The 18,596-nt window shown below is 41.9% G+C and carries 19 protein-coding genes, 2 pseudogenes and 1 riboswitch; of the genes and pseudogenes, 5 read left to right on the plus strand and 16 right to left on the minus strand.

Features of this window, described 5'->3' with window-relative positions; translation table 11 throughout:
* Positions 1–144 precede the first annotated feature (144 nt).
* The 3 genes and pseudogenes from B0I26_RS04120 to B0I26_RS04130 all read right to left on the minus strand — a co-directional run.
* A pseudogene (locus B0I26_RS04120) lies at positions 145–801 on the minus strand (vitamin B12-dependent ribonucleotide reductase); the annotation flags it as partial.
* Positions 802–1,155: 354 nt separating this feature from the next.
* A pseudogene (locus tag B0I26_RS04125) lies at positions 1,156–1,941 on the minus strand (ribonucleotide reductase N-terminal alpha domain-containing protein); the annotation flags it as partial.
* 435 nt (positions 1,942–2,376) lie between these two features.
* Positions 2,377–3,213 (minus strand): lipoate--protein ligase family protein, encoded by an 837-nt coding sequence (locus B0I26_RS04130; protein ID WP_111644198.1) that lies wholly within the window; start codon positions 3,211–3,213, stop codon positions 2,377–2,379.
* Positions 3,214–3,357: 144 nt separating this feature from the next.
* Between B0I26_RS04130 and B0I26_RS04135 the strand changes: the two genes are divergently transcribed.
* Positions 3,358–3,732, plus strand: coding sequence for a rhodanese-like domain-containing protein (locus B0I26_RS04135; protein WP_111644199.1), 375 nt, complete (start codon positions 3,358–3,360; stop codon positions 3,730–3,732).
* Between the two features lie 307 nt (positions 3,733–4,039).
* Here B0I26_RS04135 and gcvPB read toward each other — a convergent pair whose 3' ends face one another.
* Genes gcvPB through gcvT form a run of 3 tightly spaced genes read right to left on the minus strand, consistent with a single transcriptional unit; the run spans position 4,040 to position 7,962 of the window.
* Positions 4,040–5,500, minus strand: coding sequence for an aminomethyl-transferring glycine dehydrogenase subunit GcvPB (gene gcvPB / locus B0I26_RS04140; RefSeq protein ID WP_111644200.1), 1,461 nt, complete (start codon positions 5,498–5,500; stop codon positions 4,040–4,042).
* A complete protein-coding gene (gene gcvPA / locus B0I26_RS04145; RefSeq protein ID WP_111644201.1) occupies positions 5,493–6,839 on the minus strand; it encodes an aminomethyl-transferring glycine dehydrogenase subunit GcvPA in 1,347 nt (448 codons plus the stop codon). Before gcvPA ends, gcvPB begins: the two co-directional genes overlap by 8 nt.
* A 22-nt stretch (positions 6,840–6,861) precedes the next feature.
* On the minus strand, positions 6,862–7,962 hold the full coding sequence (gene gcvT / locus B0I26_RS04150; RefSeq protein WP_111644202.1) for a glycine cleavage system aminomethyltransferase GcvT: 1,101 nt from the start codon (positions 7,960–7,962) through the stop codon (positions 6,862–6,864).
* Between the two features lie 186 nt (positions 7,963–8,148).
* Positions 8,149–8,239, minus strand: a riboswitch (glycine riboswitch).
* Between the two features lie 253 nt (positions 8,240–8,492).
* Here gcvT and B0I26_RS04155 point away from each other — a divergent pair.
* Both B0I26_RS04155 and B0I26_RS04160 read left to right on the plus strand, forming a co-directional pair.
* Positions 8,493–10,154: a DEAD/DEAH box helicase gene (locus tag B0I26_RS04155; protein ID WP_111644203.1), complete on the plus strand. Its 1,662-nt coding sequence runs from the start codon at positions 8,493–8,495 to the stop codon at positions 10,152–10,154.
* On the plus strand, positions 10,141–10,944 hold the full coding sequence (locus B0I26_RS04160) for a YqhG family protein (RefSeq protein WP_111644204.1): 804 nt from the start codon (positions 10,141–10,143) through the stop codon (positions 10,942–10,944). Before B0I26_RS04155 ends, B0I26_RS04160 begins: the two co-directional genes overlap by 14 nt.
* 70 nt (positions 10,945–11,014) lie before the next feature.
* Here the strand turns inward: B0I26_RS04160 and B0I26_RS04165 are convergent, their stop codons facing one another.
* The 9 genes from B0I26_RS04165 to comGA form a co-directional block, all read right to left on the minus strand.
* The gene (locus B0I26_RS04165; protein ID WP_111644205.1) at positions 11,015–11,194 is read right to left on the minus strand and encodes a YqzE family protein; all 180 of its coding nucleotides are present in this window, start codon (positions 11,192–11,194) and stop codon (positions 11,015–11,017) included.
* A 37-nt stretch (positions 11,195–11,231) separates the two neighbouring features.
* The gene (locus B0I26_RS04170; protein ID WP_111644206.1) at positions 11,232–11,738 is read right to left on the minus strand and encodes a shikimate kinase; all 507 of its coding nucleotides are present in this window, start codon (positions 11,736–11,738) and stop codon (positions 11,232–11,234) included.
* Positions 11,739–11,811: 73 nt separating this feature from the next.
* Complete coding sequence (comGG, locus tag B0I26_RS04175) at positions 11,812–12,198, minus strand: competence type IV pilus minor pilin ComGG (RefSeq protein WP_111644207.1); 387 nt, start codon at positions 12,196–12,198, stop codon at positions 11,812–11,814.
* The gene (gene comGF, locus B0I26_RS04180) at positions 12,195–12,638 is read right to left on the minus strand and encodes a competence type IV pilus minor pilin ComGF (RefSeq protein WP_111644208.1); all 444 of its coding nucleotides are present in this window, start codon (positions 12,636–12,638) and stop codon (positions 12,195–12,197) included. The genes comGG and comGF overlap by 4 nt, the downstream gene beginning before the upstream one ends.
* Positions 12,635–12,964, minus strand: coding sequence for a competence type IV pilus minor pilin ComGE (comGE, locus tag B0I26_RS04185; protein WP_181502693.1), 330 nt, complete (start codon positions 12,962–12,964; stop codon positions 12,635–12,637). The genes comGF and comGE overlap by 4 nt, the downstream gene beginning before the upstream one ends.
* On the minus strand, positions 12,948–13,388 hold the full coding sequence (gene comGD / locus B0I26_RS04190; RefSeq protein ID WP_181502717.1) for a competence type IV pilus minor pilin ComGD: 441 nt from the start codon (positions 13,386–13,388) through the stop codon (positions 12,948–12,950). Before comGD ends, comGE begins: the two co-directional genes overlap by 17 nt.
* A complete protein-coding gene (gene comGC, locus B0I26_RS04195; RefSeq protein WP_111644211.1) occupies positions 13,381–13,677 on the minus strand; it encodes a competence type IV pilus major pilin ComGC in 297 nt (98 codons plus the stop codon). The genes comGD and comGC overlap by 8 nt, the downstream gene beginning before the upstream one ends.
* Before the next feature lie 18 nt (positions 13,678–13,695).
* Positions 13,696–14,730: a competence type IV pilus assembly protein ComGB gene (gene comGB, locus B0I26_RS04200; protein WP_111644212.1), complete on the minus strand. Its 1,035-nt coding sequence runs from the start codon at positions 14,728–14,730 to the stop codon at positions 13,696–13,698.
* The gene (comGA, locus tag B0I26_RS04205) at positions 14,727–15,785 is read right to left on the minus strand and encodes a competence type IV pilus ATPase ComGA (RefSeq protein ID WP_111644213.1); all 1,059 of its coding nucleotides are present in this window, start codon (positions 15,783–15,785) and stop codon (positions 14,727–14,729) included. The genes comGB and comGA overlap by 4 nt, the downstream gene beginning before the upstream one ends.
* Positions 15,786–16,265: 480 nt before the next feature.
* Here comGA and B0I26_RS04215 point away from each other — a divergent pair, with 480 nt between their 5' ends.
* Both B0I26_RS04215 and B0I26_RS04220 read left to right on the plus strand, forming a co-directional pair.
* Positions 16,266–16,964, plus strand: coding sequence for a helix-turn-helix transcriptional regulator (locus B0I26_RS04215; RefSeq protein ID WP_111644215.1), 699 nt, complete (start codon positions 16,266–16,268; stop codon positions 16,962–16,964).
* 79 nt (positions 16,965–17,043) lie between these two features.
* Positions 17,044–17,286 carry a DUF2626 domain-containing protein gene (locus B0I26_RS04220; protein WP_111644216.1) on the plus strand — a complete coding sequence of 81 codons (243 nt, stop codon included), beginning with the start codon at positions 17,044–17,046 and terminating at the stop codon, positions 17,284–17,286.
* 128 nt (positions 17,287–17,414) lie between these two features.
* Here the strand turns inward: B0I26_RS04220 and B0I26_RS04225 are convergent, their stop codons facing one another.
* Entirely contained in the window at positions 17,415–18,548 is a 1,134-nt protein-coding gene (locus tag B0I26_RS04225; RefSeq protein WP_111644217.1) for a class I SAM-dependent methyltransferase, read from the minus strand.
* Between the last annotated feature and the right edge of the window lie 48 nt (positions 18,549–18,596).

Consider the following 18,596-nt stretch of genomic DNA (forward strand, 5'->3'; position numbering starts at 1 on the left):
GCCTCTTGGGAGAGTTATATTCTGCTTTCGCAGGTTCATCTCCTATGCGTTGCCCCTGACTAGGCTTTTAAACCTAGCCTTCGGTTCGGGTTAGCATCTCAGCCTTCCCGCTTCATTCCGCAGTTTTTAACGTGAGGCAAATCATTCACCACACGGATTTGTCGCAACCACCTTTTGGCCGTACGCTCTTGCGTTCGTCATATCGTTGGCATTGTCGATAAAGAAAATACCCGGCTCCGCTGAATATGTCGCGCAAATGTTAATCAGCTTCCAAAGTTCTCTTGCGCGGATTTTGCGGTAAACGCGAACACGATAGCCCATTTTCTCCCATTCGCGTACATCGCCGACTTCATGCCACTTCTCGTTGTAAATACGCATTTCTTCTTCCGAATACGTTTCTACATCCGGGAAGCGCAGTTCATATTCTTTATCCTCTTCAACCGCCTGCATAAACTCCTTCGTCAAGCAGACGGAAATGTTCGCACCTGTTAAAAAGTCTGGATTGTGCACGCTGTATGTGCCGCCTGTGCGCAATTTTTCTTCCGCTTCCTTAATAATTTTTTCCGTGAAGCCGCCGTAGCCCGGCATGTTTTTATAATTAACAATCGCCTGGTACATCGCGCGTTCCTGCTCGGTTAGCGGCGTAAATTTCAACTTATCCCGCGCTGCTTTTTTAATGCCCTCATCTTCCATATTTTCAATTAAATAACGCAAAATGCGCGGATTTTGCATTTTTGAAATAATGAATTCAATAATGTCCGGATGCCAGTCGGCCAGCATAATCATTTGAGCGCCACGCTGTTTGTTACTCACTCGTTATTCGAGTGGGCTAGGTCATTTCTGCCTAGCTCTCTAGTTTTCACTAGAGATCGGACTATATCATCAAAGAGTAAAACACTCTTTGTCTCGTGCCCTAAACGAGCGTTACCGCACGTTTAGTCTACTCCTTCCTTAACTGAATGTCTTAGGAAGTTTCGATAGTCTCTGAACCTTCATCTCCGTTTCCAGAGATGCTTGGCTGCTGATGGCCCATGCTTTATCCAACTTGTTTTTAAACCATCACGCTTGCCGTTGCCAGCTACGTTGTGGTCAAGTTGGCTTTAGGGCGTCCCAGCAATTCACGAGATTTTACTCCCGCCGATTGGCGCTGCTTTAACGGGAGCCGCCTTGCTCAACAAGGTGGGTTAATTTCGCGATGTCATCAAGCCATGAAACCGATCCGGACGATTTTCCGTTAACACCGCGCGCTAATGTATTGCGGGGGCGCAGTGTTGAACCGTTCGTGCCGACACCGCCGCCGCGGCTCATAATCTCCATCACTTGTTTCCGATGCTCGGAAATTCCTTCGCGTGAATCCTTCACAAACGGCATGACATAACAGTTAAAATAAGTCACATCCGTACCCGAACCGGCGCCATACAACACACGTCCAGCCGGCACGAAATTCAAGCTGACCAGCTCTTGATAAAACTTTTCGAACCATTCTTTTCGCTTTTCTTCCGTTTTCTCGACAGCCGCTAACCCGGTTGCGTTCCGCTTTGCGATTTGCTCATAAAACACCTCAAGCGGCTTTTCAATTACATCAAGCGAGCGGATAACAACTCCCGTTTCCGCTTCGTTTCCTTCCAGCACATGGCGATACTCTTCTTCTACTAGCACTTTTGCTTTTTTATTTTCCCAATCAATGTCGATAATATATCCAAGTCCACGTGCCGGAAACTTCGGATCTTCTTTAACCGTTAAAACGACAAAATCGCCGATACTTAACGTCAGCTTCTCCGTGTCTTTAAATGAGTAGCGATCAAGCATCACTAAACGGGAAACGCCTTTATACGTAATTTTCATATCCTCTGTAATCGGATGTACTTGCGGGAAAAGGCGAATATCCTCATTAAGCTTTTCGATATTAATTTTCATTTTTTCCGAAGACGCAACCGTCATTCTCCAACATCTCCTCTTCTTTCAAGTCTTTCTAGTCTTTCGAATTCTGTCTAGATTAAATTACCATACAGCAGCAAAAAAAAGCAACAAAAAAATCAATATATAGTATTATTTTCTTTATTACCCATACTATATATTGTGTTTTAGGTCAAATCATCGCCATTTTGTCAAATAAAAAAAAGAAGAGAAAACGGCGAAAAAGGGAGATAACAGTAATAAACTTCCCGATTTTCCGATGAAATGAATAAATATCGGGGTTGCGATGATTCATTTATGACAAAAGACCTAAAACGATCTTTTAAACGGCTCCCGCTTTCACCGGATTATCCCCTGCTCTGTCAGAAGCAGGAGTCTTCTTGCCTATTTTATAAGAGAAAAAAGGTCTTCCTCTCTGAATGCCGTCCTTATTCAAGAGAGTTAGACCGTTTTGAACAATCATCTTCTAAAATTCCATTCATCTGTCTCATATTTTGTTCTGGCGATTTCATTCACATACTCAAGTTCTTCGCTTGATAACGTATACGGTTCCAAAACGACATTAAGCCCTTTCTCAAAACCTTTATAAAACGCTTCTTTCGCTTCTTCCACCGTTATTTTGCGGTCGGTCAGTTCGTTAATCGCAACCGCTTTATTTTTAAAATTGCGCTGTAGCCGCTCTTTGATGCGCTCATTTGGATATTTAAACAAGCTGAATAACAAATCTTCATCAAGGTCAAGCAAAATCGAACCGTGCTGCAAAATGACACCTTTTTGCCGTGTTTGCGCACTTCCCGCTACTTTTCTGCCTTCAACAACAAGCTCATACCAAGACGGTGCGTCAAAGCAAACAGCTGAGCGCGGATTTTTTAAATCTGCTTTTTCCTCTTCCGTTTTCGGAACCGCAAAATAAGCATCGAGTCCCAGCAATTTAAATCCTTCTAAAATTCCTTGCGAAATAACGCGGTACGCCTCCGTCACTGTTTTAGGCATATCCGGATGTTCCTCCGATACGATAACACTATACGTCAACTCTTTATCATGAAGCACACCGCGCCCGCCTGTCGGCCGTCTCACAAACCCGAGTCCATGCTTTTTTACGGCCTCCATATCAATTTCTTTTTCAACCTTTTGGAAATAGCCAATCGACAGCGTCGGCGGATCCCAGCCATAAAAGCGGACAGTCGGCGGAATTTTCCCCTCGCTGTGCCACTCAAGCAACGCCTCGTCTAACGCCATATTAAACGCCGGCGGACAATTTCCCGAATCGATAAAACGCCATACTTCTTTTCCCATCGTTCAACCCTCTTCGTCCATATTAGATTTTGCCTCTATAAGTTTAACAAACAACATCGTTAAATGGAAAACTCTTTGCTTCTCATTTTCAACACTTATATAATAGAAATTGTCGAAACAAAGAGAAAGAAAGGGGTTCAATCCGTGGAAATCGCACTCATTGTCCTTGGAGCCATTATCGTTTATTCCGTTGCCACTTATTTCATGCAACGAAAAATGGTGAAAACGCTCACTCAGGAAGAATTCCGGGCTGGTTATCGTAAAGCGCAGCTCATCGACGTTCGCGAACCGGAAGAATATGCGGCAGGTCATATTTTAGGGGCGCGCAACATTCCGCTTTCACAATTGCGCATGCGCATGAAAGAGCTTCGTCCTGACCAGCCGATTTATTTATATTGCCAAAGCGGACTTCGCAGCGGCCGGGCCGCACAAATGCTTTACCGTAAAGGATACCGCGACCTTTACCATTTAAAAGGCGGCTTTAAACAATGGACAGGGAAAGTGAAAAAGAAAAACTAAAGATTCACCCATGCGGTGAATCTTTTTTTATGAAGATGAAGAACCTAGTACTCAATTTCATTTTTAATGACAGAACCATATTGCTTAACAATCTTTCGGAAAATGGTAGAATGCATAAAGCAATTCATCCTACATCGGATGAATCGCTTTTTCACATTTTTTATTGTTTTTTGGATAGATGCCACTTTCACCGCCAGATGAGTAGTATTTTCAAATATAGAAAAAATGCACAGAGGCTGTCCCATACGTGTCTGACTTCACGCCTATTTCAGGTCTGACACTCATCTTTGGGACAGCCTCTTTCGTATTACTGCTGTTTTTGATAGCGCAAAATCGGCTTGCGGGCCGCTGTTGTTTCATCGAGTCGTTTCACAACGGTTGTATGCGGTGCTTCTTGAACGATTTCTGGGTTTTCTTCCGCTTCTTTCGCAATTTGAATCATGGCATCGATAAAGGCGTCAAGCGTTTCTTTTGATTCCGTCTCCGTCGGTTCAATCATCATGCACTCTTCAACGATTAACGGGAAGTAAATTGTCGGCGGATGATAGCCGAAATCTAAAAGACGTTTTGCGATATCAAGCGTGCGCACGCCCAGTTTCTTTTGCCGTTTGCCTGATAAAACGAATTCGTGCTTGCAATGACGGTCATACGGCAAATCATAATATTCCGCCAAGCGGCGCATCATGTAGTTCGCATTTAATACCGCATATTCGGTGACTGCTTTTAAGCCGTCCGGCCCCATCGAACGAATGTATGTGTACGCGCGAACGTTAATGCCAAAGTTGCCGTAAAAGGGTTTCACGCGGCCGATCGATTGCGGACGGTCATAGTCAAGATAATAGCCGTTTTCCCCTTTAGAAACGACCGGTTTTGGCAGGAACGGAATTAACTCCGCTTTCACACCGACCGGACCAGAGCCGGGACCGCCGCCGCCGTGAGGACCGGTAAATGTTTTATGAAGGTTTAAGTGCACGACATCAAAGCCCATATCTCCCGGTCTTGCTTTGCTTAATACCGCGTTTAAGTTCGCTCCGTCATAATACAGCTTCCCGCCGGCTTCGTGAACGATTTTTGCCATTTCCAAAATGTTTTCTTCGAAAAGGCCGAGCGTATTTGGGTTTGTTAACATTAATGCCGCTGTATCCGGTCCTACTACTCGTTTTAAGTCTTCTAAATCGACTAAACCATCCTCATTCGATTTAACGGTAACTGTTTCAAAACCGGCCACTGTTGCCGAAGCCGGGTTTGTGCCGTGCGCGGAGTCTGGAACGATCACTTTCGTACGGTTGTAATCGCCGTTTGCTTCATGATAGGCGCGAATCATCATCAAACCTGTCCACTCGCCGTGCGCACCGGCAGCAGGCTGCAATGTCACCGCGTCCATGCCGGTAATTTCTTTTAAGTGCTCCTGCAGATCATACATTAATTCGAGCGCGCCTTGGACCGTCTCTTCCGGCTGAAGCGGATGAATATGCGTAAATCCGGAAAGGCGGGCGACATTTTCGTTCACTTTCGGATTGTACTTCATTGTGCAAGAACCAAGCGGATAAAAACCGGAGTCCACCCCATGGTTCCGTTTAGAAAGAGCGGTGTAATGGCGCATAATATCAAGCTCAGACACTTCAGGAAGTTCCGGCTCTTCTGTGCGAATATAATCGGCTGGAATCACTTCTTCGATATCGACCGAAGGCACATCAAGCTCCGGCAGACTGTAACCGATGCGGCCCGGTTTGCTGATTTCAAAAATAAGCGGTTGATCTTTACGCATGGCTATCCCCCAATTCTTTGACTAGCATGTCGATTTCTTCTTTTGTGCGCAGCTCTGTTACGGCAACAAGCATATGGTTTTCAAGCTCCGGGTAATCACGTCCTAAGTCATAGCCGCCAATAATGCCTTTTTCAAGCAATTGTTTGTTTACCTCTTTTACCGGCTTATTGAGTTTCACAACAAATTCGTTAAAGAATGGACCCGTAAATGGTACTTCAAAACCGTTTTCCATGAATGCCTTTTTCGCGTAAAGCGCCTTTTGAATATTCATCGTCGCCATCTCTTTTACGCCTCTTTTGCCAAGTGCGGTCATGGCAACAGAAGCTGCAAGCGCGTTTAACGCCTGGTTTGAACAAATATTGGATGTTGCTTTATCGCGGCGGATATGCTGTTCGCGCGCTTGAAGCGTTAACACAAAGCCGCGGCGTCCTTCTTCATCTGTCGTTTGTCCGACAAGACGGCCCGGTATTTTTCTCATTAGCACCGATTTGACCGCAAAATAACCGCAATGTGGTCCGCCAAATTGCGTCGGGATACCGAACGGTTGAGCATCACCGACAACAATGTCCGCACCGAATTGGCCAGGCGACGTTAATATACCGAGTGCCAGCGGATTGCTTGCGACAACGAACATACTTTTTCCTGTATGGGCAATTGGCTCAATTTCTTTCAATGGTTCAATTTGTCCGAAAAAGTTAGGATATTGTACAATAACACAAGCCACTTGTTCATCCATTTCCGCTTTTAATGCTTCAAGATCGGTAACCCCGTTCGCAAACGGAATTTCAACAATTTCAAGCCCCGGTCCCTTCGCATATGTTTTCAGCACATCGCGGTATTCAGGATGAACCGCTTTTGAGACAAGGACTTTTTTATTTTTTGTATGAGCTGCACTTAACATCGCCGCTTCTGCAAGTGCCGTGCCGCCGTCATACATCGAAGAGTTGGCAACGTCCATTCCCGTTAATTCACAAATCATCGTTTGGAATTCAAAAATCGCCTGAAGTTCCCCTTGAGAAATTTCCGGTTGGTATGGCGTATAAGCTGTATAAAATTCCGAGCGGGAAATGACATGGTCAACGATGACCGGAACGTAATGGTCATAAACACCAGCTCCCAAAAACGACGTATACCGCTTCAAGTCGGCATTTTTTGCCGCAAGTTCCGTTAATTCCTTCATTAATTCCGGCTCTGATTTTGCTTTTTTAATGTTATATTCCCCTTTAAAACGAACGCTTTCCGGGATGTCGGAAAACAGTTCATCAATCGATTCAACGCCAATCGTTTTCAGCATCTCTTGTTTATCTTCTTCCGTCATCGGCAAATAACGATGAAGCATGGCAGTTTCTCCCCTTTTTCATTTATTTCGCGCGTTTATAAAATGGTGTGGCTATCACTTTTGCTTTTAGACGTTTGCCGCGGATTTCCACGTATACTTCTGTATCAAGGCTGGCAAAGTGTGTTTTTATCAATGCCAAACCGATATTTTTCTTCAATGTCGGCGATTGTGTTCCCGTTGTGACAAAACCAATTTCTTCTTCACCGGCAAATACTCGATAACCGTGACGCGGAATGCCTTTATCAATCATTTCAATACCGGCAAGCTTGCGCAGCGTTCCTTCTTCTTTCTGCTTTTTCAGCATTTCTTTGCCGATAAAATCGGCTTCTTTATTTGTTTTGACCGCAAATCCTAAGCCTGCTTCAAGCGGTGTAATATCTTTGGAAATCTCTTGACCGTAAAGCGGAAGCACCGCTTCAAACCGCAATGTGTCGCGGGCGCCGAGACCGCATGGAAGCACGCCGTCTTCTTTTCCGGCTTCTAAAATGGCATGCCAAAGCGTCACCGCATCTTCTGAATGGCAATAAATCTCAAAACCATCTTCTCCCGTATAGCCAGTGCGGGAAACAAGCGCTTTTACACCTTGAAGGTCTACATCGTCTTTAAATCCGAAAAATTTCATTTCTGATAAATCGGTTTCCGTTAATTTTTGCAGCACTTTTTCTGCAAGCGGTCCTTGCAAAGCAAGCTGAGCGATTTGCTCAGACATATTCGTTACCTCGGCATCGCCAAACAGATGCTCTTTAAGCCAGTCAAAATCTTTATCTGTATTGGCTGCGTTGACAACAAGAAGATAATGATCATCCGCTTTTTTATAAATTAATAAATCATCGACGGTGCCGCCGTTTTCATAACACATCAGACTATATTGGGCACGGCCGTCTGTTAATTTCGCCACATCATTCGTCATTACTTTTTGCAGGAAAGCAAGGCTGTCTTTCCCTTTCACCTCAATTTCTCCCATATGTGACACATCAAATAAACCAGCGCGGGTGCGAACCGCTTCGTGTTCTTCCTTAATGCTGGAAAACTGAACGGGCAATTCCCAGCCGCCAAAATCAATCGTTTTCGCTCCGTATTCCGCATAGACGGAAAAAAGCGGTGTGCGTTTTAGCTGTGCCATAGGCTTCCTCCTTTTTGCGTATGCCGCTTGTTATCCTTTTGCGCTTTTATTTTTTCATTAAAAAAGGACAGATTACCCCCATTATGATTAATGAAGGTCTCTGTCCTGGCACCTGAAAGTTTCCCTATTGAGCAATAGGTTTCCTCTTGGGTGGTTCACATCATATGTGAACACTCTCCAGAGCTGCGTCAAACAAGAGTCTTTTTGCCTGAGAGATTCGCGTGTTCCGCTTGCTCCTTCGGCGCTACAAAAATGTAGTCTCTCCCCTTGTTCTCATTCGCACATATATAATTTTTCAAAAAATGGTCAAACTATGAAAACGACACAAGCAATGCAATAATTTTTTTAACTTTCTAAGTTATTATTATACTACCATTAACCGGCCTTTTAGAGCAACAAAAAATTCGATTTTCCAAAAAAATAACCGAACTTTTATGTTGGTTTTATTGATTTTATTAAGTTATTTTCATACATATATCACCGCTTTTATAGTTTATTGTTCGGAAAAAATGCATAAAGGAATGATGAGCATGAAGGTCGAGATTGAATTTGACTCCGCTTGGAAAGAAGGATTTCTTGAACGGCTTGAACAAGACGGGCCTTGGTCAAGCTGGGATTTGTATCAGCTTTGTTTAGAAGTTTCCAAACGTTTAAGCGTTCCTGACTTTTACGGACTGCAGGCGCCAAACCATTTGCCGCATTTAACACCGCTGCCTCACCAGCTTGAGGTCGCGAAACAAGTCGTTGAAAAAATGAACGGAAAAGCGATTTTAGCAGATGAAGTAGGGCTTGGCAAAACGATAGAAGCGGGGCTTATTTTAAAAGAGTATATGATTCGCGGCCTTGTCAAAAAAGTATTGATTCTCGTTCCCGCTTCTTTAGTGTCACAATGGGTAACGGAGCTTAACGAAAAATTTTTTATCCCTGCTGTTCAGCAAAAAAAGAGTTATGTTTGGGAACAGTGCGACGTCGTCGTTTCTTCCATTGACACAGCAAAAAAAAGCCCGCACCGGGAAATGATTTATCAACAGAACTATGACATGATTATCATCGACGAGGCGCACAAATTAAAAAACAATAAGACAAAAAACTACGAGTTCGTCCAAAATCTGAAAAAGAAATTTTGCCTGCTGCTGACAGCAACGCCGATTCAAAACCGGATTGAAGAAATTTTCCATCTCGTTTCCCTTTTAAAGCCGGGCCACTTAGGGAACGCTGCCTACTTTACCGAAAAGTATGGAAAAATGCGTTCTTTACACGCCGATGAGCATTTAAAAGCGCTTGTCAATAAAGTAATGATTCGCAACCGCCGGATGGATACCGGTATCGAATGGTCAAAACGGAACGTTGAAACAATCGTCATTGAATTTTCAGAAGAAGAAAGAGAGCTGTATAACGCGGTTCAATCACTGAAAAACATTTCTTTTGGAAATCAATTTTCGCTCATTACGATGCTCCGGGAAGTATGCAGCAGCCGCGAAGCTTTATTTGTCACTTTGAAAAATATGCTTGAAAAACATGATGGTGAAGCTCCTCCTTACTTTAACGAACTAATCGGGAAAATCAATGCGGTAACGAAAAACGCAAAAGCCGAAAAAGCATTAGAGCTGATTCAATCCATTAATGATAAAGTGATTATTTTTACGGAATATCGCGCAACACAGTTATATTTGCAATGGTTTTTACAGCAGCACGGCATTTCGTCTGTCCCGTTCCGCGGCGGCTTTAAGGGCGGCAAAAAAGATTGGATGAAAGAGCTGTTTAAAAATAAAGTGCAAGTATTAATCGCAACAGAAGCAGGAGGCGAAGGAATCAATTTGCAGTTTTGCCATCATGTGATTAACTATGATCTTCCTTGGAATCCGATGCGTCTTGAACAGCGCATCGGCCGCGTTCATCGTCTCGGGCAGACAAACGATGTTTATATTTACAATTTCGCTGTAAAAGATACGGTCGAAGAGCATATTTTAAAGCTTCTTTATGAAAAAATTCATTTGTTTGAACGGGTTATCGGCGAGCTGGACGATATTTTGGCGAAAATGGAGCTTCATCATTTTGAAGACTATTTGCATGATGTCTTCTTCAACTCTAGAAGTGAAGGAGAAATGAAAATTAAAATGGAAAATTTAACAGCGATGATTGATTTTGCCGACAACTTAAATAAAGGCGGGAAAACATATGCAGCAACATGAAATTCATCATTTTCTTGAAAGATATTTACGCGCCAATCAATGTGAAATTGTCGAAAACGGCGACGGCTATTTGATGACTCAATTAACCGTTGATATGGATAAAGAATTAATGAACCGCCCGTTTTATTGGCATTATATCGAAAACACAGGCGGCACTCCTGCCCCAATGAAGCTGACATTCATTACAAAGCAAACAAAAGAAACAGAAAAGCTCAAGGGTGAACGTCTTCACTTTGGTTCACCGCGGCTGCATCAAATATTTCAATCAGCACAAAAAAGGGGCAGCTATATCCGCCTTTATGAAAACATCCAGCCTTCAGGACAACCATTTGTTCCACTTCAGCCTTGGCTTGGCCTGAATGTAAAAGTTTCCTACCAATGTGATCGTAAACGTGATTTTCTCTTATCACTCGGGCTTCACCTAATAAGCGGAACGATTATCGAACAATTTCAAGAGCAGTTACAGCAGCTTGAGCTGACTCCAAAAATACCGGACTATTGTTTTACGATCACACCGCTCATAAAGCCGCAAAGCGGAATTTTGCGGTTAGAACAGTACATGAAAAACATGATTCAACAGGACGATCACTCTTGGGCGGATGAGGCGTTAAAAAGATGGGAAGAAGATTTGGCGCTGCTTGACCGCTTTTACGAGGAAACCGATGAAAAGCCGGAATGTTATTATATAGAGAAAGCGTCATTGGAAGAACAATATAAACCAAGCATCCGCGTCTCGATTATGAATGGCGGTTTGTTTTATTTACAGCCGCGTCCAAATGTGCGCAAATAACAACCAAAAGCAACGTGTCTGACCCCGCAACATAATTACGTGAGGTCAGACACTTATGGGTCAGTCCCTGTCATCGTTTTCGTTTAAACAATAACAGTAAGCCAAATGGCACAATGCCGAACCAGCGATTTAAAAACGGCAGTTTTTCTTGCTTTCGTTGTTCTCTTTTTTTCCTTCTTTCTTCTTTCGGCTGTTCCATATAAGTGACGAACTGCTGCGTCACAAATTTTACATAATCATTCGTTGACAAGCATGGTCACCACCTTTTTTATCATATAGTATGACCATTACATGTGCTGTTTAAGCGCTGCAACAATATCGTCAACCACTTCCGCCATCGTCCTGTGCGTTGTATTAACGATGAAATGCGCTTCTTGATAATAAGGCATGCGTTCTGTCAACAATCTTTTGATTAGTTCTTGTTTATTGTGTTGTTTTAATAATGGACGTGTCTCGTCACCAGCAAGCCTTCGTAAAATTTCTTCCGGCTCGCAATGCAAATAAATGACGATCCCATGCTTTTTCATCCAATCGCGGTTTTCCTTTTGAATGACCATTCCTCCGCCGGTTGTTACAACAATATTTTGCAGCGGCAGTGTCTTTAACAGCTCCCTTTCGTATTTTCGAAATGCGCTTTCTCCTTCTGAAGCAAAAATCTCACTAATGGACTTCCCCACTTTTTGTTCAATCATTTCATCCGTATCGACAACGGAAACACCTAAACGTTCGGCAAGCTGTCTGCCGACCGATGTCTTTCCTGCCCCCATAAACCCTGTTAAAAAAATTGCCTTCATCTTCGCTCTCCTCTTTATTTCATTCCGCTTTTTTGTCACCTTATCACATTTCTCAGCTTTTGGGAACAGGTGTTTAATATTTTTCTTTCCACTCTACTAGTTCCATATCCGGAACAGATAAGGTAAACTCAGCCTTATATTCCAGCCCGTTGTTCGAAATGCATAAAACATGAACATTGATTCGTTCCTGACCGAGCCGTTTAAGCTCATAATGCGCTTTTCCTGTTGGATATACGACAGTCTCATCTAAAAAGGTGACTGTGTCAGAAAGATTGCTGATTTTGTTTTTTACATCAACAACTGCCATTTGCATAATCCCATCCAGTTCATACATTTGTTGTTCATGAGCGGCAAACTCTGTTTCCATTTTATACAGCTCAATCACATGAACAAACAATAGCAGAAGAAAAAAGGAAAAGATCATTGTGACAGGAAGGATAAATCCTTTTTCGTTGTTCATGCTCCTTTCTCCTTTGGCTGGAAAAATGTCATAATCAATGTTTCATACTCCTTTCCCTGCTCTGTCATCACTTTAACGCGAATCCCGTCATGTTCGAGCTTGTATTGGACATCGGAAACAGATTGCAGCAAAATTTCATGTCCTTGTCCATTTACTCTTCTTCGAATCAAGTTTCCGTATTTTTCAAAGCTAACTTTTTCACCATTAAACTTATCCAAATATATCGTTGACTGCTTGATTTCCATTTCTCTTGCTTCCCTTACTTCAGACGCAATTTGCCGTGCAAATACATGCCATTCGAGGCGGTTAAAACGCTCTGGTTGCTGTTCCTTGACCCAATGAATGTCCAACAGCATCGGCATGAACGATACGATAATGAGAAGGCCCGATAACGTAATAAGCATCTCTATTAATGTAAATCCGCTGTTTCGTTTAATCATTTTTTCGCATACCCACACCTTTCAACGACGCGCTCTGTATAGTCTTGCCAATGAATGCATACTTTCACAACTCCATTTTCAACAAATTCCCAATGAACAGTATACAGAACATTGTTACGTTGAATTGTTTTATCATGTAATGACGTTAAATGACGGATATGCAATTCTTCCTTTAAAATTTGTTGCGCTGTCATTTTCAATTCTTCGTTTTTCCGTTCTAATGATATTTGTACAAAGGAAGGGAGTAAGAGAATGGAGACTAAAAGCCAAATTCCTAATGAAACAAGCATCTCAATCAGCGTAAATCCATTACAATTTTTGCACATAAAACCGCCCCTTCCCAAGCAAAAAGACAATTTTATAAGTTTGTTTGCCATAAGTGACTAAAATTGTTCCCGATTTGTTCACATTTCCATTTGGCAAAAAGATCAATGGTGATTGAAGAGTAACGGGCTGAATTTGCAGTTTGTCTGAATAGGAGCGATGAAGGAGAATCCGTCCGAAAACACTTTCTTCCGTAATTCGGTACACCGGTTGCTGATCATAAAAAACAATGATGACAGAAGACTTATGCGTCATTGCATATTGCTGTGCGTACAACATATCATCCTTAAACTGCTCAATAAAATAGTCGGTTTGCTTTTTTTCAACGAGACGATCCATTTTGGGAATGCTTAACATAAGCAATACGTTAATAATTGTCAAAACAATTAGCATTTCGATTAACGTAAAACCGCTCTCTTTACGCATCGTTTTCACTTACTTCTCCACTGCTGTCGATTTGCAGCGTATTTCCGTTTGGGCATTTATTTGACTTAATATATTTTTGATCGATTAACTCTTGTATTGTCGGTATTGTTCCCTTCTCCATTTCATATGCTTTTGCCTGAGCTTGCACCATTTTTACGAGCGCCTCACATCCTTTGTTGTTGATAACACTGTTATGCTTTGTTACATTCGGAATGGTAATAAGAATCAAAATGGAAATAATCATAAGGACAATTAGCATTTCAATTAATGTAAATCCTTTTTGTTTCATATTTTGGCCTCCTTATCCTTATAAATGGTTAATGACTTGAAACATCGGCAATAAAATTGCTAAATACATCAAGACAACAAGTAAACCAATAATCGAAAAGAACAGCGGCTGAATCACGCGGAGCCAGCGTTCTAATGTTTCTTCGATGCGCTGCAGGACAAATTGGCTGTAATGCAGCAATTCCTTGGCCAGCTCTCCGTTTGATTGCCCGTGGCGAATGACGAGCGCCAATTCTTTTTCATAATATTTTCGCGATTGAATAATCCAGTCGAGCTTTTCCCCTTTGGCAAGCTGTTTTTTCATCCGATCAGCTTCAAGCTGCAGCATCGGCAAATTCGTTTGCTTCTCAAACACTTGCAGCGCTTCATACACAGAAAGGCCGCCATTTAATAAGTGGCTAAATTGGAATGCAAAAAACTGTGAATGATATAACACAACTAAGCGCCTCACAAAAGGAATGGCTAAATACAAATTCATTTGCACAGCAGGATGTAAACGTTTAAAGCCGATAAAATATAAAATGATAAGAAAAACAACAAACAAAAGAAATGAAAGAAACACATCAGGAAGAAGCAAAAAGGCATGAATGAAAGAGGAGGAGAGGAAGGAGTCCTCGGCATAAAACGAAGAAGACAGATGGGCAAATTGCGGAAACAACACTTGTTGAACCAGCATCAGCATCATGATCATAAAGAATATCAAAAATAACGGATAACTAGACAACCTTTTAAGCCTGTTGATGTACCGGGCTTTTAACAAAAGCATATTCCCTGCTTCGCATAAACCTTGGGCAAGATTTCCATGCTGTTCTGCAAAAAATAAATATCCGATTGTCTCGGCAGGAAAATCAAGCTTTTGCAATGCTTCATGAAGAGGAATGCCGGAACGAAGCTGCAAAAGACATTGCTGCAAATCCTGTCTTTGCGCAGACGATTGTTGAATTCCGAGAAACTCGATTGCTTGCGCAAGGGAATATCCTTTATTAAGCAGTTTTCCTAGACGAAGCAAAAACGTTCCCTGCTTCTCGAGCGGCCAGTTTTTCTTGCGTCTCATTTTACCATCCGCCCTTGCAGCAAACGGGGGGATAAAAATCCGAGAGCAATTCCTTTTTTAATGGCATCCTGTAACGTTTGATAGCGATAGGCGACTTTTTCGCCACGCGCTTCTTGAATCGCTTTTGCAAGCGCTTCTCCATATAACAATTCATATATACAAGTGCGGCGAATTTTTCGTTGCTTTCGACAAATCGGCGAACATTGTTCACCGCAGAACGGACACTGTAATTCAACAAGCCGCTGGGCAGTCACCGCCAGCAGCGTCTGTTCGATCTCCTGCAAGGAGACATCAAATTCCAGCAGCCGATAAATCGCCCCAACCGCATTTTTCGCATGCAACGTTGTTAATACTAAATGACCTGTAAGTGCGGCGCGAACCGCGATTCTCGCAGTTTCGGCATCACGAATCTCTCCAACCATGATGACATCGGGATCGTGGCGCAAAATCGCTTTTAACCCCGTTGCATAGGTGATTCCCGCTTTTTCATTCACCTGTACTTGCAGCACATTTTCTGTCCGCTTTTCAATCGGGTCTTCAAGCGTAATCACGTTTTGATTGTATTTGTTTTTACATATATTTAACAGCGTGTACAATGTGGTCGTTTTCCCTGAACCAGTCGGACCAGTGAAAATCATCAATCCATATGGATATTGCAAAAGTGACACTAATTTTTTTATCGTACTTGGGAAAAGAGAGAGATGTGATAATGGGAGAAATGAATCTTGGAAAAGAAGACGAATAACGAGGCTTTCTTCGTAAACAGTCGGCAATGTGGACAACCGCAGATTTATAATGGTACTCTCTACTTCAATTTCCATCGCTCCATTTTGCGGGCGTCTTCGCTCACCGATATCCATATCGGCTAAAAATTTAAAATGAGCAATCAGCCGTTCACACGTTTCTTTCATTATCACCTCTTTGACGATTAATACTCCGTCCAAACGAAACTGGACGACGGCATCGCGTTTGCGCGGGACAATATGAATATCTGATGCCCGCAGCGAACAAGCTTCCGTCAGCAACCGATCAGCCAATTGTTCAATCGCATTCATGCATTCCCCGGTTACTAAAATCTATAATATCTAAAACCAGGAAACACCTGAGTTCCATCAGGAAGGGATTTCCCTTGTCATCCACCTGCTGTGAAAGACAACCCGTGGATCGCTGTTAGCGATAGTCTAGTCGTGCACCATTCCTTCCATCGGTCAGTACACGACAACGATTTTAGCAACCAAGTCTACACCTCCTTTTCATCATTTCATAGACATTATTCGCTATCTTTTTTGTTTTTCCTTCTTTTTTCTCTAAAAAAATTACAAAAATTTTTATTGTCATCCATAACATTTTTCTTGCAGGCTTACCGTTTTTTAATTGGACATAAACAATTGCTTCAAACCATATCATACTTTCATTTTATTTGAATAAATTGTGAATTTCTTATTAACTATCAGTTAACTACTATAAACACCATTCCAATGGAAAAATAGCTGTATTATAATAAATTTAGCATGGATAGTCTAGGAGTGAAAAAAATGGAACAAACTTTAAAAATAACGAATGTATTGGCTGATCCAACGCGATATTATATTTATCAGTACATTACGAAAAAACACGGTGAAGTATCCGTTCAGGAAATTGCTGATGCCTTCAATATTCATCCGAATGTCGCCCGGCTGCATTTAACGAAATTGGAAGATGTCAACTTGCTTGTTTCGGAAACACAAAAGACAGGAAAAGGTGGGCGCCCTAGCCGCTTATACCGCCTATCAGATGATGTCATTCAGCTTCACTTTCCATTTCGCGATTACCAGCTTCTTTCAAAAATGGCGATTCAGGCGATGATGAAGCTAGGTGATGTCGGAAAACAGGCTTTATATGAAACAGGAAAACAGTTCGGCAAGGAGCTGGTTGAAAACGAGCTTGCCAACAAACAAGCGGCTTATCCATTATCGTTTTCACAAAGAATAGATATTTTAAAAAAAGCGGCGGAGACAGCTGGTTTTCATCCAACTTTTGATATTGATGAAAATGAAAACAAAATTTATTTTCGAATTTACAACTGTCCGTTTAAAGAAATTGCGTTTCATCAGCCAGAAGCGGTTTGTCATATGCATAGCGCCTTCGTGCGTGGCATGTTAGAAACTTTATTTACCGAAGTGGAGCTGATTGAAGAGAAAAACATGACAAACGGCTGTGATACATGTTCTTATTTAGTCATTCTCACAAAATAGAAAGCGATATTTACACAACCATAAAATGTACATTATAATATGTAGAGTCAGGGATTTGTTCAAAAAGGAGGGATACATAATGGATCGCATGTTCCGTGTATTAGCATTTTGGACTGGGATTTTCGCAGTGATGTTCTACCTCGGCCACATGCATACAACTTCTTTAATTTTCTTTGGCCAAACAGGTTTCTTCTTGCTGTTAAGCTACTTAAAATTAACAGAAAGAATGTATATTTACATCTTTGGCGCATATTTAACGATTTTCTTTGCAGGGTTCACTTACTGGACAACGTTTATGATGGTTCCAGGAATGGGAGAATAAAAGGGCTGACCCATAAGTGTCTGACCTCATGTGCCTTTCACAATATATCACCAATGGGATGTTTTATATATTGTGTTGTGGGGTCTGACACTTTACTTTCGGGTCAGCTTCTTTTTTTATACAGCCTTTCATCGTCTAACGAAGGGGGCATCTTTGAAAATGTTGTCCCATTGGAGCGAAACATTTTTTTGTTGAATCATTATTTGAAAAGCCGTGCTTATTCCTCCGTCCATAAGCAACGTACGAATCGCGCGGTTCTGCCTGCTTTGGTCGGAAAACGGATTCGGGTCATAATGCTCCGTCAAATACTCTAAAATTCCTGCCTCCAATAAAAATTCGTCTTGGCGGAGGAGTTTAACAAACTGCCATCCCGCTTTTTCCCCATACATTCGCAAAGCATCCCATTGGATATGGGTCGTTAAATCCATCTCACCGGGAAAAACAAGCGGATTCGTTATAAGCTGATGTTGATAGTATCCGCGCAAACTCCCCTCACGGCGTGCAGGCAGCCGCCATTCTTCATCGGTATATCCGTAATCAACCGTAAATACGACACCTTTATGGAAAAAAGCGCCCATCTCCAAAATAAATTGTTTCATCATAAGCGGAATTTCAAAACGCTGCCCGTTTACTAAAGAAATGTTTCTCTCTTCTAAATAAGCAATAATTTCCTCGTTCTCAAGCGGCACCATCGTCTCGACCAACTGTCCATCACTTGATGTGATAAAAATTTCATAAAGGCTGTTCCCCTTTTTTTGAATGACATGAACAGGAAATGCATCAAACAGTTCATTACTAAATACAATTCCGCCGAATCGGGGAAAATCTTCACAAAATTGTTCGATGCATTCGTACGAAACGATGCGTTCAGAAAGATGATGCAATGTTTCCTTTTGCTTTATTCGATGATACGGGCTTGTTTCAATCATCATATATATCAAACGATCATATGTGTCAGGGGAACGTTTTTGCCATTCTTGTAAAACCGCCCGGGCAAATCGGCCATTTCCTCCGCCAATTTCGCAAATCAATGGTGGAATACCTTCTGTTTCCACTAATTGTATAAATATTTTCGCGAACAATTTGCCAAATACATCTGAAATATTGCTGCTTGTTATAAAATCGCCAAACCGGCCGATTTTTTCCTTTTCGCGCATATAATACCCAAACTGCGAATCATATAAAGCCAACTGCATATAATCCGAATATGAAATTTTCCCCTCTTCTGAACGCTCAATCGCCTCATGGATAAAATTTTTCATAAAGCTCTCCTTTTTTTAGTTTTCACTATTGACATAGTAATAATTTTG

The organism is Paranoxybacillus vitaminiphilus, from assembly GCF_003259935.1.
Lineage (GTDB): Bacteria > Bacillota > Bacilli > Bacillales > Anoxybacillaceae > Paranoxybacillus > Paranoxybacillus vitaminiphilus.

What these genes read in the sequence shown, in the direction of transcription:
- B0I26_RS04130 (WP_111644198.1), bottom strand. Translation starts at nt 3,213, where the DNA reads ATGGGAAAAGAAGTATGGCGTTTTATCGATTCGGGAAATTGTCCGCCG.
- gcvPB (WP_111644200.1), bottom strand. Translation starts at nt 5,500, where the DNA reads ATGCGTAAAGATCAACCGCTTATTTTTGAAATCAGCAAACCGGGCCGC.
- gcvPA (WP_111644201.1), bottom strand. Translation starts at nt 6,839, where the DNA reads ATGCTTCATCGTTATTTGCCGATGACGGAAGAAGATAAACAAGAGATG.
- gcvT (WP_111644202.1), bottom strand. Translation starts at nt 7,962, where the DNA reads ATGGCACAGCTAAAACGCACACCGCTTTTTTCCGTCTATGCGGAATAC.
- B0I26_RS04155 (WP_111644203.1), top strand. Translation starts at nt 8,493, where the DNA reads ATGAAGGTCGAGATTGAATTTGACTCCGCTTGGAAAGAAGGATTTCTT.
- B0I26_RS04160 (WP_111644204.1), top strand. Translation starts at nt 10,141, where the DNA reads ATGCAGCAACATGAAATTCATCATTTTCTTGAAAGATATTTACGCGCC.
- B0I26_RS04170 (WP_111644206.1), bottom strand. Translation starts at nt 11,738, where the DNA reads ATGAAGGCAATTTTTTTAACAGGGTTTATGGGGGCAGGAAAGACATCG.
- comGG (WP_111644207.1), bottom strand. Translation starts at nt 12,198, where the DNA reads ATGAACAACGAAAAAGGATTTATCCTTCCTGTCACAATGATCTTTTCC.
- comGF (WP_111644208.1), bottom strand. Translation starts at nt 12,638, where the DNA reads ATGATTAAACGAAACAGCGGATTTACATTAATAGAGATGCTTATTACG.
- comGE (WP_181502693.1), bottom strand. Translation starts at nt 12,964, where the DNA reads ATGTGCAAAAATTGTAATGGATTTACGCTGATTGAGATGCTTGTTTCA.
- comGD (WP_181502717.1), bottom strand. Translation starts at nt 13,388, where the DNA reads ATGCGTAAAGAGAGCGGTTTTACGTTAATCGAAATGCTAATTGTTTTG.
- comGC (WP_111644211.1), bottom strand. Translation starts at nt 13,677, where the DNA reads ATGAAACAAAAAGGATTTACATTAATTGAAATGCTAATTGTCCTTATG.
- comGB (WP_111644212.1), bottom strand. Translation starts at nt 14,730, where the DNA reads ATGAGACGCAAGAAAAACTGGCCGCTCGAGAAGCAGGGAACGTTTTTG.
- comGA (WP_111644213.1), bottom strand. Translation starts at nt 15,785, where the DNA reads ATGAATGCGATTGAACAATTGGCTGATCGGTTGCTGACGGAAGCTTGT.
- B0I26_RS04215 (WP_111644215.1), top strand. Translation starts at nt 16,266, where the DNA reads ATGGAACAAACTTTAAAAATAACGAATGTATTGGCTGATCCAACGCGA.
- B0I26_RS04220 (WP_111644216.1), top strand. Translation starts at nt 17,044, where the DNA reads ATGGATCGCATGTTCCGTGTATTAGCATTTTGGACTGGGATTTTCGCA.
- B0I26_RS04225 (WP_111644217.1), bottom strand. Translation starts at nt 18,548, where the DNA reads ATGAAAAATTTTATCCATGAGGCGATTGAGCGTTCAGAAGAGGGGAAA.